Here is a 13,368-nt window from a genome sequence, read left to right as displayed (position 1 = left end):
TCCTGATCTGCCCCTCCGGTTTTGCCTTTTCCATCGCACTGACTCTCTCTTGAAGATGCGCCGGCAGGGCTCCGGATGAGCTGAATCTGCGGCACTGTGCACTTAATGACTGGATCTTAAGAGAAGAACAGTTGGCGGCGAGTACACACATCGAATGAGCGAACAAGAGTACAGTTCCGCGCGAGTCGCACATCGCGGGAAAACTGTACGTCTTATGAAATGCCCGGGGGAGCCGGTTGGCCGGCCCCGCACAGCCGAATCGGGCCGGGACGCCCGCCGCACGGGCATCCGCACGGACGTGCCAATGAGGGTGCAATACTGTGCGCCCGCAGGGTTTCCATCTTTGAGCGCCAGACCATGCAGTCCACGATCGAACATGTAGCCGGCCTCGGCGGCGCGATCCGCGCCGCGCGACCCGTACAGAAGCCATCACGCCAGAACGGCGCATCCGGGAGGTGTGCGCATGACTGATCGCGCCCTCGTCGCGCGGCTCATCGCGCGGCTGACCGACCCGGCCGACCACGCGAGCGCCGCCGACACACCGATCGACCTGTCGGCGCTCGATGCGCGGGCGCTCGGCACGGTGTGGCCCGCGTTGCGGCGCGTCGAATACGAGATCCTCGTGCGCGACGAGGCGTTCGACGATCCGCGCGCCGGATTCGCGTGCTGGCTGCACCAACAGATCGACGCGCTCGGTCTCGTGCCGCTCATCGATGCCGATGCGGCACTCGAACTGTTCCGCGCCATTCCGGCCGGCGAGTGGAAACGCGCGCTGGAGGATTTGCCCTGCCTCGACGCGCTGCCGTCGTCCGCGCTGCAGGCAGAACTCGCGCGGATCGCCGGCGAACCGGAAGAAGGCGGATTGCGCGCGGCATCCGTCTATGGCGCCTATACGCTCGACTGGTTCGCGGGCCGCCGCGACTTCTCGGCGCGCCGCGCCGCGTATGCACAGTTGCTGGCGGACTCGTCGTTTCGCGTACGCGAACTCGACGTGCTGCCGGCACTCGGCCCGGCCGCGCTGCTCGCGCTGGCCGCGACCGACAGCGGCTATTTCATGCCGAAGCGGCTGTGGATCGACTCCAGCGATCCGGCCATGACACTCATGGAGGAAGCCGCGTATGTCGCCTTCGCGCGCGACGCGTTGACCGACGCCGCGCGGCAGGTCGCGGCGCTGCACGCCGGCACCGTACCCTACGAAGCCGATCGCGCGTTCACGACCAACGACGCGCAAGTGCTCTCACGCGCCGCACGCGTGGCCGCCTATCGCGACGAAGCATGGCTGCGCCCGCTGATCGGGCCGCTGCTGACTGGCGTGTGCGTCGCGCCGACGGCCGCGAAAACCGCGCCTTCACAGTCGCTCGCCATCGCGCTCGGCCATGCGATCGAGACGATCCCGACGCCCGAAAGCGTGCGCGCGCTGCGCGACGCGCTGGCCGTCGTCCGTCACGCGGGCGTGCAAAAGAAACTCGCGCGCAACCTGAAGCCGGCCGAGCGCGCGCTCGGCGAACGGCCGCACACGGCGCTGCGGATGACGCTCGACGCGAAGCCCGACAAGAAGGCACTCGCGATACTCGCTGCGTGCATGGAAGCCGGCTTCTGGCAGTCGATGACGCTCGGCCACGCCGAATGGCGCGAGCGGCTCGTCGATGCGCCGGCCGGCGCCGCGTTCTCGGCGCGAGTGATCTGGCAAGCACGGCGCAGCGACGGCACGACGCAGTCGTTCATGCCCGACATCGCGAAGGGCAAGGTCGTGCTGCGCGATGCGGCCGGCAACGCGTGCGAAATCGCCGACGATTGCGCCATCCGGCTATGGCACCCGTTGCTCGCCGATGCGGACGAACGGCTCGCGTGGCAGCGGGCGATCGTCGGCCGGGCGCTGCGGCAACCGATCCGGCAAGCGTTCCGCGAGTACTACGTGCCGGGCGACGGCGACGCGTCGTCCAGCGATACCGCGATGTTCGAGGGTCACGTGCTGTCGAGCCGGCCGCTGCTCGGCGTCGCGCGCCGCGAAGGCTGGTCGATTCGTGCGTACGACGACGCGCTCGTCCGCGAATTCGGCGACGTGCGCGCGACCTTCGTCGTCGATGCGCGGCTTTTTCCCGGTTCGGAAAGCCACGGTACGTCGCGCCGGCTGCATGTCGAACGCCGGCACGGCGCGCGCTGGGCGCCGCTGCCGATCGGCGACATCGATCCGGTCGTGTTCTCCGAAGTCGCACGGGCGGTCGACCTGCTCGTCAGCGTGTCCGCATTCGCGCTCGACGACGAGGCCACCCGCGCGGCGGCGGCTGCACACACGACCGACCCGGCTCGCCAGCGCGATATCGAAACGGAACGCCAGGACCGCCTGAACCGGTTGTCGGATCTGCCGCAGGGCGTGATGGCGCGGCATCGCCGGCACGTGCTGTCGCTCGTGTTCGCCGAACCGGTTGCGCAAGGGAGGATCGTGATCGACGAACGCTACGTGCGCGTCGGCGCGTGGGCGGTGCATTGCGCGACCGGCCGCGTGACGCGCGACGGCGAACCGCTCGAATCGATGATCGATTCGCCGTCGGCGCCATCAGCGCCACGTGCGGTGCCGTGGCTGCCGTACGACGAAGCGCTGCTGCAGCGGATCGTCGACGTCGTCGCAGGATTGCTCGACTGAGCCGGCGCCGTCAGATCGAACCGAACAGCGCGCGCGGCCGGTCCTTCAGCGTGCCGGACAGGATGCGCAGCCCGTTGACGAGCTCGTCGCGCGTGGCCGGGCACGCGAGGTTGATGCGCACGCCGTGCTCGAGTTCCGCGCGGTCGACCGCGAAGGTCGACGACGGCATCACGATCACGCCGCGCGCCTTCGCATTCGCGGCGAAGTCGTCGGCACGCCACGGCGGCGGCAGCCGCAGCCACACGAACATGCAGGCGGGGTCGGACTTCAGTTGCCCGGACGGCAGCAGTTCCCGCGCGAGATCGACGCGCGCGCGAATCTCCGCGAGCTGCGCGGCCATGATCCGCTCGGCCGTGCCGTCCTCGATCCACACCGTCGCGATCAGCATCGACGTGGGCGCCGGCATCCATGCGGTGGTGCGCACGGCTTCCGCGCACAGCGCGACGCTGTCGCGCGGACAGCTCAGGTAACCAAGGCGCAGCCCCGGCGCGAGGATCTTCGACGTCGCGCCGATATGGAACGTCAGCTCCGGGCACAGCCCCGCGATCGCCGGCAGCCGGTCTCGCACGAGCGGGCCGTACACGTCGTCCTCGATGAGCGTCACGTGATGGCGCCGCGCGATGTCGACGAGCGCCATGCGGCGCGCGAGGCTCATCGTCGTCACGGTCGGGTTCTGCAGATTCGGCACGACGAAGATCGCCTTGACCGGCATGCGCTGGCAGATCCGTTCGATCTCGTCGGGCAGCAGGCCGTCGTCGTCGGCCGGCGCGCTGACGATCTCGAACTGGAACACCGGCGCGAGCGCCTTGAGCCCGTAATACGTGAGGCGGTCGGCGACGATCACGCCGTCGGTGCCGATCAGGCTGTTGAGCACCGCATACAGCCCGTGCTGCGCGCCGCTCGTAACGACCACCTGGTCGGGCGACGGCGTGAAGCCCGGCGCGGCCAGCCATTGCGCGCCGGCTGCACGCGCCCAATCGGGGCCTTGCGGCGGCTGGTATTCCTGCAGCGCGGCAAACCGCGGATCGTTCGGCAGCGCACCGAACGTCTGCGCGAGGCTCGCGAGAAATTCGCCGGTCGCCGGGCGGTTCACGGTCAGGTCGATCACGCCGTTGCCCGCCGCCAGCGATGCGCGGGCCGGCTCGATGCTCGGCATCGCGCCGCCGGTCACGAGCGAACCGCGACGCTTGCTGCCGATCACGAGGCCGCGCAACTGCAATTCCTTGTATGCACGCGATACCGTCGACACGTTGATGCCGAGGTCGGTCGCGAGCTGGCGCTGCGGCGGCAGGCGGCTGCCAGGCGGATACGTGCCGCTGCGGATTTCCGCTTCGATCGAGCTCGAGACCTCGACGTAGGTCGGCCGCTTCGCCGGTGCCGGGAGGTCGTCATCGCGCTCGCCGGAAAGTTTGTCTGATGCCATCTGTCGCCCGTGACCACACAAAAAGCGTTTGTCTGCCGTTTTGGCTTGCCCCGCGATTGTATATGACCTCCCTGCCCCGTCAATCATTCATCGAAAAGTCTGCTGAATCAGCGAGTTGAAATCGGGTAAACGCCAGCACCACACAATATTATTTTGATTGCATACAAAAATTTACTGTGTGATTCTTGATCGCAACTTTGTGTGAATCACGTCTCCGGAGGGAAAGCGTCATGGCGAACGTCGCCATTGTGGGTGCAGGCTTCATCGGCCTCGGTGCAGCGGCCTGGCTGCAGCGCGACGGGCATCGCGTGACGCTGTTCGATCCGGCCGGCGTCGGCCAGGGCGCGTCGTTCGGCAATGCCGCGACGTTCGCGCCGTACGGTTGCGTGCCGGTGAACGGCCCGTCGGTGTTCCGCAACCTGCCGCACTTCCTGTTCGCCGCCGACAGCCCGCTTCGCATCCGCTGGCCGTACCTGCTGCGCGGCGCGCCCTGGCTCGCGCGGTTCCTGCTCGCGTCGACGCCCACGCGCCACGCACGCAGCGCGACTGCGCTGGCCGCGTTGCTGTCGCGCGCCGCCGACGGCTATGCGCCGCTGCTCGCGCCGTCGCAGCTCGCGGCGTTCGTGCGGCCGCGCGAATGCCTGTACCTGTATGCACGGCAGGCGTCGTTCGACGCCGCGCAGCCGTCGCTCGCGCTGCGGCGCCGGCTCGGCGTGCCGTTCGAGACGCTCGATGCAAGCGCGATCCACCGGCTCGAGCCCGCGCTCGCGCCGATTTTCTCGCGCGGCGTGCTGTTCGCCGGCAGCTGGCATTTCTCCGATCCGCACGGGTTTCTCGGCGAATTGTTCGCCCAGCTCGCCGCCGCCGGCGCGACGCTCGAACGCGCGCGCGTCGAACGGATCGCCCTGGCCGGCGACAGCGTGAACGTACAAGCGGGCGGCACGGTACGTGCATTCGATCACGTCGTCGTCGCCGCGGGCGCCCGTTCGCGCGAATTCGCGGCCGCGTGCGGCGACGCGATGCCGCTCGACACCGAACGCGGCTATCACGTGCAATTCGGCGTGCACGAGCCGATCGTCACGCGGCCGGTCGGCTGGGCCGAGCGCGGCTTCTACATGACGCCGCTCGACGAAGGGCTGCGCGCGGCCGGCACCGTCGAACTCGGCGGCTTCGACACGCCGATGAATCCGTCGCTGGTCGCGTTGCTCACGCGCTCCGCGCGCGAAGCCGTGCCGTCGCTCGGCACGCCGACGCGCAGCTGGCTCGGCTTCCGGCCGACGCTGCCCGACGGCTTGCCCGTCATCGGCCGCGCACGCGACAGCGCGCGCGTGATCCATGCATTCGGTCATCAGCATCTGGGCGTGACGCTCGCCGGCATCACCGGGCAGATCGTCGCCGACCTCGTCGCCCAGCGCGCACCGCCGCTGGACCTCACGCCATACCGGGCCGCGCGATTCTGACGCGCGCCACGATTTCCACCCCTGCAAGGAGAGGCATCATGAATCGTCGTTACTGGCTGGCTGCTTGGCTGGCCGTCTGCTCGATCGGCACGGTCGCGGCGTCCGCGCGGGCCGCGGACCCGGAAACCGTCAAGATCGGCTTCGCCGGCCCGCTGACGGGACCGGTCGCGCGCGTCGGCAAGGATCTGCAATACGGCGCGCAGCTAGCCCTCGACGAGGAAAACGCGAAGCATCCGACCATCGGCGGCAAACCGGTGCGTTTCGTGCTCGACGTCCAGGACGACCAGGCCGATCCGCGCATCGCGATCCAGGTCGCGCAGAAGCTCGTCGACGACGGCGTGGTCGGCGTGATCGGCCACTACAACTCCGGTTGCAGCATTCCGGCGTCGGCCGTCTACAAGCAGGCGAACGTCGCGATGATCACGCCCGGCTCGACCAATCCGCAACTGACGATGCAGGGCTTCAAGAACGTGTTCCGCACGATGGGGCACGACGGGATCGGCGGCGTGGTGGCCGGCCGCTTCGCGGTCGAGCAGCTGAAGGCGAAGCGGATCGGCATCATCGACGATCGCACCGCGTTCGGCCAGGGTCTCGCCGACGCGTTCGAGCAGGGCGTGAAGGACGCGCACGGCAGCATCGTCGGCCGCGAATACACGAACGACAAGGCCGTCGATTTCCGCGGCATCCTGACGACGATGAAGAGCAACAACATCGACCTGCTGTTCTTCGGCGGACTCGACGAACAGGGCGCGATGCTCGTCAAGCAGATGCGCTCGCTCGGCATCCGCGCGCAACTGTTCGGCGCCGGCGCATTGAAAAGCAACGCGTTCCTGAAGATCGCCGGCAACGCGGGCGAAGGCACGCAGGATCTGGAGCCCGGCCCCGCGCTCGACAAGCTGCCGTCGGCCGTCGCGTTCGCGCAGCGCTACAAGGCGCGCTTCAATCAGGACGTCGAGCTGTATGCGCCGTTCGCGTACGACGCCGCGCTCGCGATGATCGCGGCGATCCACAAGGCCGACTCGCCCGATCGCGGCAAGATCGTCGCGAGCCTGCCCAGCGTGTCGGTCACCGGCGTGACCGGCAAGATCTCGTTCGACGAGCGCGGCGACCTGGTCAAGCCGCCGTACACGTTGTTCCGCGTCGAACAGGGGCAATGGCACAGCATTCGCACGGTCGGCGGCGCGTCGAACTGATCGACGCCGAGCAGCAGGCGGCAGGCGGCAGGCAGGCAGCGTCATCGCGCCGTCTGCTGCCGCTGCACCTCCTGCGTTTTCATCTGCAGATACGCGCCCCGCTCCACTTCGTGCAGTTGCTGCGGATACTGCTCGGTCGCGTCGAACCAGCGCGCGAGGCGCTGGTCGATCGGCTTGTCGAGCGTCGCGAGATACGTGTCGATCGCGAGGTAATAGCGCATCGTGTTGCGCTCCAGCAGCCCGCGCACGCCGCCGACGTACTGCGGCTGCCCGGCCGAAGCCGCGCCGACGGTCGTGAACCCGACCTTGTCGCTGCCGACCGTCGCGAGATAGGTTTTCATCGCCATCCGGCCGACCGTGCCGAAGCCATACGAATACGTGAGATGCAGGAACGTGCGCGACGCGCCGATCGGCACGGCCTCGAGCGCGATCCGGTAATCCTTCGTGCCCATCGGGCCGCTGTCGGCGGTCAGGTCGACCTGGAAATAATCGGGCGTCGCGGCCGCCACGCGATAGCGGAACTGCACGCGATAGGTGTCCGACAGCTTTTGCTCGATCTTGCGGCCGAGGTTCACGTCGAGCACCGGGCCGTTGCCGCCGCTCGACGCGTGACAGTACTTGGTGTTCAGGTGCAGGATCAGCACCGCGCACCAGTTCGCCGGGCCTTGCGCGGGATCGTCGAGCTGGCCGCTCACCACCGCGAACGGATAATCGACGACCGCGTAGATGTCGCCCTTCAGCGACGACGACGCTTCCGACGATTCGAGCACCACGGGCCGGTGAAACGCGTTGTCTTTCAGTTGAGGCCTAAGGCTGCGGTAGCGGTCTAGCAACGCGGCCGCGCCGCTTGCGCCGTCCGCGCCGAACGACAGCGCGCTCCAGCCCACACACAGGGTCGCGACGAGCGCATGCCAGGCGCGGCGCGCCGGCCGCATGCCGCGCGTCAATGCGGATGTCTCCATGTTGGTACTCCCTGGCGCACGATGGTCGCGCGCATGTGTCACAGAATACGCCTGCCCGCTGCGCGGCGTGGCGCCGTATTCGCCGCACATCTTGCGGACCGACACCGTGCCGGCCGCGCGATCTGCTCGACGATGAAATCGACCGCGCCCTGGCTCGACGCCATGCGAATCGCCGGGATCGAAACATCGTCTGACCCGCGTCGATGCCGCGTGTTCAACTCATTTGTCGATACCGAACGCGCTCGACATCTGCCGCGCCCGCTTCACGTCGTCGCCATGCAGATAGATCGACGTCGTCGAGATCGACGCATGCCGCAGGTTGTCGCGCACCGTCGTCAGCTCCGCGCCGCGCGCCAGCGCGTGCGTCGCATGCGTATGGCGCATCCAGTGCGGGCTCGCCTGGCGTAGCTTGTGCGCAAGCGCCGGGTGGTCGGCCTCGACGGCGTCGGCCGTCTGCGCGAAGAAACGCTGCATCACCTTCCACAGCCGCACGCTGGTGATCGCGGCCGCGTCGTCTTCGGCAAGGCTCGGAATCAGCGGCGTATCGGGCCGCCAGCGCGCCGGCGTGACCGGCAACCGGCGCGCGACCAGATAGCGATCGAGCGCGGTGCGCGCCAGCGGCGGCAGCGCGACGCGGGCGGCCTTGCTGCCCTTGCCGATCACTTTCAGCCACGCGTCGCCGTGCGCATCCGTCTCGATGTCGCCGAGCATCGCGCCGACCAGTTCGCTCGCGCGCAGCCCGGTCGCATAGCCGAAATCGAGAATGAAGCGCAATCGTTGCGCGGCGGCCGGCGTCCAGCCCGACTGCGGCGCACCGTCGCCCGCGCGCTTGCCGAACTCGAGCCCGTCGGCGATCGTGCGGACCAGCAGCCACTCGCCTTCGGTGAACGCATGCGACGCATCGAGCGCGGTCGCGCCGCGCGTGTCGCGCACCTTGACGCCCGCGAATGGATTCGCGAGCAGATAGCGCTGCTCGATCAGCCAGCGGAACAGCGCGCCGAGCACCGACAGCGTGTATGCCGCCGAGCGCGCGGACAGCGCGCCCGAGAACGGCCGCCAGTCGGGCGCGCTTCGCGGCCGCACGGGCCCGACCCAGCGCTCGTGCGGCGTCGGCCGCCGGATGAATGCGCGATACGCGAGCGCATCCTCGGTCGTCAGCGACGACAGTGCGCGCCCGCGCTCGACGATCGCCCACAGAATCAGCCGCTCGGCCTCCTTCCGGTACGCGCGCCGCGTCGCGGCCGATTCGTGCAGCGACAGCCATGCGTGCACGGCCGCGTAATCGTTGTCCGCGTCGAGCGTGCTGGTCGCGCGCGGCGCGCGGAACGTGCCGGCCGAGCCGTCGACTTCGTGCGGCAGCTTCAGGTGCTCCCACGGCACGATGCTGCCGCGCGGCGTCGCGGCGATCAGCGCGCGCGCCCGTTCGGTCAGGTCCGGATGGGCGGCGAAGAACGCTTCGATGCGCCGCGCACTGGCCATGCCGAGGCCGGCGATCGCGCGCCACCACTGGCGCCGACGCGGAATCCGCACCGTCAGATCGGCGAGCGTCGCGATCCCGTGCGCACGCAGTGACACGACCGCGCGCGCCGGCAGCCACAAGCCAACGTCGTCGCTGATCTGCGGGACCGGCGCACGCGCGTGGCGCAGCAGGCCGATCGCGTCGGTGGCCGCTTTCGCCTCCCGCAAACGCTCACCGTCCGCATGGCCGAGCCGTTCCGCGAGATCGGGGCGGCCGACCTGCCGCGCGACGCGCACGAGGCGACGGCGGATCGCGCCGATCACGCCGCGCGCCGACCGCCCGCCGCCGAGCCGGTCGGGCAGGTAGCGTTCGACGGCCTCGCGCACGGTCATGCCGGCATACCACGCGCGCAGCGCGGCGAGTTCGTCGGCGTCGGGAAAGCCTGCGGGCGCAGGCGCGGAATCGGCGGAAAGCGGTGCAGTGAGGCGCGGTTTCATGGGCGCCAGTTTGACAGAAGCGCCGAGCGGGCGGCAACGTTGAAGCGGCTGATGATCCAGATCGAACAGGACGGCACGAATGCGCCGGCGACGACACGCGACCACGCGAAGTCACGGCGGCGCAACGGCCGTCGCCTGTCATCGCGAAACCGCGGCCCGACGCGCGCCGCCACCCCGCCCGCGTCACTCCTCGCCTTTCGGCCCCGGGTTCAGCATCACGACGAAGCCGGCGACGCCGACGATCAACGCAAGCGCGCCGCCGCGCAACGCCGTCGCGGCATCGAACAGCAGGCCCGTCACGACGGCCATCATCCCGGCGAGCGACACGAACACGGCGATCGCCGCGACGACGATCCGGTACTGGCGGCGTATCATCGCGCGCGCCGCGTCATGCCGCGGCCGCGGCGGCCGGCGCGTCGGCGTCGTCGCCGCGAATCAGCAGCACCGGGCACTTCGCGCCGCGCACGAAACGCTCGGCGACGCTGCCGAGCAGCACGCGCCGGATGCCGCGCCGCCCGTGCGTACCGACCACCGCGAGATCGATCCCGCGCTCGTTCACGTAGCGTTGCAGGCGTTCCGCGATGTCCTCGCCGATACTCTCGGTCTCGACGAGTTCGCCTTCGCCCTTCGCGCCGGCCAGCGCGATGACCTGTTCGGCTTCACGCAGCACCTTGCGCCCGTCGTCGCGGATTTCCTCGACGAGCGCATGCGGATCGAGACTGCCTGCATACGTAAACAGTACCGACTTGTCGACCACGTACACCGCGCTGACGTGCGTATCGCCCGCCAGCGCCACCTTCACGGCTTCGGCAAGCGCCTGTTTCGACGAAGCGCTGCCGTCGATGGCCACCATGATTTTCTCGTACATGCGAACCTCGCTGGGGTGAGTTGCCGCGCGCGCTGTCGCGCACGGCGATGTCCCCATCATCGGCCGGCGGCGGGTTCGGATGTTGACGGCGGTCAAGCCCCGGCGATCCCGCCGCATGCGGCAAAGCGACGCGACGGGAAACGGGCGGCTTGCGTTGTCGGCAGGCCGCGAACCGCGCCGGCCATGCAGGCGCCGATGCCCTTTCGAGCGCCCATCGCGCCGAAGGCGCTATCATCGACCATGCGACTTTCGTCCGGCCCTTTTTTGCCGGCCCCACTTTCAACTCGCTCAACCGACATGACAACGACTACCGAACGCGTGGACGGCGCCGCCCAACATCTCGTCGCCGCCCGCCATGCCGGCTCGCCCGGCCCGCTGTTGCCCGATGCACTGCGCCCCGACGACATCGACACCGCGCTCGCGATCCAGCAGCGCGTGGCCGACTTGCTCGGCGAACCCGTCGGCGGATGGAAATGCGCGTTGCCGCCGCCCGATCGCGTGATCCTCGCGCCGATCTTCGCGTCGACGATCCGAGACGCCGATGCGCCGTACCGCGTCGTCGGCGGGCCGATCGTGCGGATCGAACCGGAAATCGCGTTCGTGCTCGATCGCGACCTGCCCGCGCGCGAGCAGCCGTATGACGAAGGCGACGTGCGCGCGGCGGTCCGGGAAGTGCGGATCGTGCTCGAGGTGCTCGGCTGCCGCTACGCGGAACCGGCGCGCGCATCGAAGTTCGAACTGCTGGCGGACGGGCAATTCAACCAGGGGCTGTGCGTCGGCCCGGTCGTGCCCGACGGGCTGAACGTGCCGCTCGCGACGCTCGCGCTGTCGTTCGAAGGCGCGCTGAACCGCACGATCGACGGCAGTCATCCGGACGGCGATCCGCTGAAGCCGCTGGTGTGGCTCGTCAATTTCCTCGCGTCGCGCGGCGATGCGGTGCGCGCCGGCCAGATCGTGACGACGGGCTCGTACGCGGGCGCGATCGAGGTGCCGCTCGGCGATGCGCTGACGGTGCGCTTCGGCGAGCTCGGCAGCCTGTCGGTGACGCTGACCGCTTGACCGGTCGGGTCTCTTTCACGCCCACACCGCCATGTCGCTGACACCGCTTCCCGCCCTGCTCGACGCCACCCTGCGCACCGTCGCGCGCCGTTACCGGCTGCCGCCGCTCGAGCGCGCGTCGTCGCTGACCGACGCGACGAACCCGGCCACCGCGCTGGCGATCGTGATCGACGAAGCGCGCAGGATGCGGGCGGACGGCCACGCGCCCGGCGCCGACTTGCGGCAGCGCTTCATCGATGCGCTCGCGCGGATGATCCGCGACGCGATGGATCCATCGTCCGGCGATTCGTCGTTTCAGGCGTCGGTGCTGCGTCACGATGCGCCGAACGTGCGCGAATACGCGTCGTTGTCCGCGCACGCCGAGCAGGATCGGCGCGCGCTCCACTCGGCCGTCAACGCGATCGCGCACCCGGCCAAGCTCGCGCGCAGCGCACAGGCCTGGCAACGCGACGGGCTCGCGCGCCTGCATGCGGCCGCGACCGCGGCGTCGTGGGCCGAGTTGCACGCAGCGCTCGCGCAGCTGCTCGCGCTGCCCGGGATGGCGACCGACGCGGCGTTCGAGCAGGACGTCGTCAAACTCAAGGACAGCCCCGCGCTCGAACGCATGCTGCGGCTCGACGCGCTCGCCGCGGACGAGGACGTCCGTCGCTACCGCGCGCTGTGGGTTCGTCAGGGCCCGCTCGTCGGCAGCACGGTCGCCGTCGCGCAGGGCGTCGCGTCCCAGCAGCGCGGCGCGGCCGTCGAAGCGCTGGCGGCGCAGGCGCTCGACGCACTGGCGCGCAAGCTCGACGCGGTGGACGAGCAGCGCACCTACCGCGTGGTCACGTCGATGCGCGTGCCGTCGTCGATCCCGGGCCGGCACGACCGCGCGAAAACCGAATGGGATGCGATCCTGCTCGAACGCGCGCGCGGCAACGACCCGGCGCTCGCATGGAACGTGCGTTTCCTCGTCGAGGCGAAGGCCTCCGCGGATGCCGCGACGACCGATCTGCCGCGGCTGCTGCGCGGCCTGACCCTGCTCGCGCAAGCGGCCCCCGACACGGTCTATGCATTCGAGACGCACCAGGGCACGGTACGCGTGCACGGCGCATCGCTGCATGCGTTGACGACCGACGATGCGGCGCTGCCCCGGGAAGTGCTGTATTGCTGCGACGCGTCCGCGGATGCGACGCCGCGGCTGCTGAGCGCCGCGAGCCGGATGCAGCTGCTGTCCGCGCAGGCGAGCCTCGAATACGCGAGCGCGCTCGCGCAACGGCAGGATGCCGATCCGGACGGCCTCGGCGTCATCTGGCACGCGCTGCTGACCCTGCCGCAATGGCAGGCCGTGCTGCATCAGTACCCGTCGTTGCGGCAGGTCCGCGAACTGATGGTGGCCATCGACGACTTGCGCGCCACGCTCGACGAGATGGACGACGGAGGCATCGCCAGCAGCGTGTGCGCGTGATGTGCGAATACCGCCGCCTCACGACGCTCGCGTACGGACCGCTCGGTGGGCGAGCACCCCGAACGGCGGCGTCCAGCCCGCCAGCCGGCCGCCATCGCCCCAGCGCGCATCGGTCGCACCGCACGGCGGCAGGATCGGCGCCGCCGCATGCGGTCAGTGCGAGCGCGGCCGCCATGACCATCCATGCAAGGGTTTTCATCGGAAACGCGAACGCCGCTTTCGGCAGCCCTCCCCCGTCGGGCAACGCGGACCCCGTCGGGTCGCCCATCGCCGGACGTCCGCCACTGCCGGCTGCATCTTAATTCAAGCGATCCGGATTCAAGGTGGCGTTGCGTCCACACCGAGTGGATTTCCATTTC

Annotated in this window: 11 protein-coding genes; 5 read left to right on the top strand and 6 right to left on the bottom strand. The window is 69.5% G+C overall.

From position 1 onward, the window contains the following. The first annotated feature begins 463 nt into the window (after window positions 1-463). Window positions 464-2,644, top strand: coding sequence for a DUF4132 domain-containing protein (locus tag CFB89_RS30100; protein WP_089471144.1), 2,181 nt, complete (start codon window positions 464-466; stop codon window positions 2,642-2,644). 10 nt (window positions 2,645-2,654) lie between these two features. On the opposite strand, the gene CFB89_RS30095 is transcribed toward CFB89_RS30100, so the two are convergent. Then, complete coding sequence (locus CFB89_RS30095) at window positions 2,655-4,067, bottom strand: PLP-dependent aminotransferase family protein (RefSeq protein WP_089471143.1); 1,413 nt, start codon at window positions 4,065-4,067, stop codon at window positions 2,655-2,657. 230 nt (window positions 4,068-4,297) lie between these two features. Between CFB89_RS30095 and CFB89_RS30090 the strand changes: the two genes are divergently transcribed. After that, entirely contained in the window at window positions 4,298-5,527 is a 1,230-nt protein-coding gene (locus CFB89_RS30090; protein WP_089471142.1) for an FAD-binding oxidoreductase, read from the top strand. 38 nt (window positions 5,528-5,565) lie between these two features. Beyond that, window positions 5,566-6,720 (top strand): branched-chain amino acid ABC transporter substrate-binding protein, encoded by a 1,155-nt coding sequence (locus tag CFB89_RS30085; protein ID WP_089471141.1) that lies wholly within the window; start codon window positions 5,566-5,568, stop codon window positions 6,718-6,720. A gap of 41 nt (window positions 6,721-6,761) precedes the next feature. Here the strand turns inward: CFB89_RS30085 and CFB89_RS30080 are convergent, their stop codons facing one another. The 5 genes from CFB89_RS30080 to CFB89_RS35115 all read right to left on the bottom strand — a co-directional run bounded on the left by CFB89_RS30080 (window position 6,762) and on the right by CFB89_RS35115 (window position 10,748). Then, window positions 6,762-7,682 (bottom strand): hypothetical protein, encoded by a 921-nt coding sequence (locus tag CFB89_RS30080; RefSeq protein WP_089471140.1) that lies wholly within the window; start codon window positions 7,680-7,682, stop codon window positions 6,762-6,764. 219 nt (window positions 7,683-7,901) lie between these two features. Continuing rightward, window positions 7,902-9,638 carry a site-specific integrase gene (locus CFB89_RS30075; protein ID WP_089471139.1) on the bottom strand — a complete coding sequence of 579 codons (1,737 nt, stop codon included), beginning with the start codon at window positions 9,636-9,638 and terminating at the stop codon, window positions 7,902-7,904. 183 nt (window positions 9,639-9,821) lie between these two features. Next, window positions 9,822-10,013, bottom strand: a complete 192-nt coding sequence (locus CFB89_RS30070; protein WP_027786097.1) for a DUF2964 family protein — start codon at window positions 10,011-10,013, stop codon at window positions 9,822-9,824. 13 nt (window positions 10,014-10,026) lie between these two features. Further along, window positions 10,027-10,506 carry a universal stress protein gene (locus CFB89_RS30065; RefSeq protein ID WP_089471138.1) on the bottom strand — a complete coding sequence of 160 codons (480 nt, stop codon included), beginning with the start codon at window positions 10,504-10,506 and terminating at the stop codon, window positions 10,027-10,029. A 92-nt stretch (window positions 10,507-10,598) separates the two neighbouring features. Beyond that, window positions 10,599-10,748, bottom strand: a complete 150-nt coding sequence (locus tag CFB89_RS35115; protein ID WP_179233564.1) for a hypothetical protein — start codon at window positions 10,746-10,748, stop codon at window positions 10,599-10,601. Between the two features lie 55 nt (window positions 10,749-10,803). Between CFB89_RS35115 and CFB89_RS30060 the strand changes: the two genes are divergently transcribed. Together CFB89_RS30060 and CFB89_RS30055 are read left to right on the top strand one after the other, a co-directional pair. Beyond that, on the top strand, window positions 10,804-11,565 hold the full coding sequence (locus CFB89_RS30060; RefSeq protein ID WP_089471137.1) for a 2-keto-4-pentenoate hydratase: 762 nt from the start codon (window positions 10,804-10,806) through the stop codon (window positions 11,563-11,565). A gap of 31 nt (window positions 11,566-11,596) precedes the next feature. Beyond that, the gene (locus CFB89_RS30055) at window positions 11,597-13,009 is read left to right on the top strand and encodes a 3-deoxy-D-arabino-heptulosonate 7-phosphate synthase (protein ID WP_089471136.1); all 1,413 of its coding nucleotides are present in this window, start codon (window positions 11,597-11,599) and stop codon (window positions 13,007-13,009) included. The last annotated feature ends 359 nt before the right edge of the window (window positions 13,010-13,368 follow it).

The sequence above is a fragment of the Burkholderia sp. AU16741 genome (genome assembly GCF_002223345.1).
Classification (GTDB): Bacteria; Pseudomonadota; Gammaproteobacteria; order Burkholderiales; family Burkholderiaceae; genus Burkholderia; species Burkholderia sola.
The sequence above is the reverse complement of the archived record's forward strand: the minus strand, read 5'-3'. Positions and strand labels throughout refer to the sequence as shown.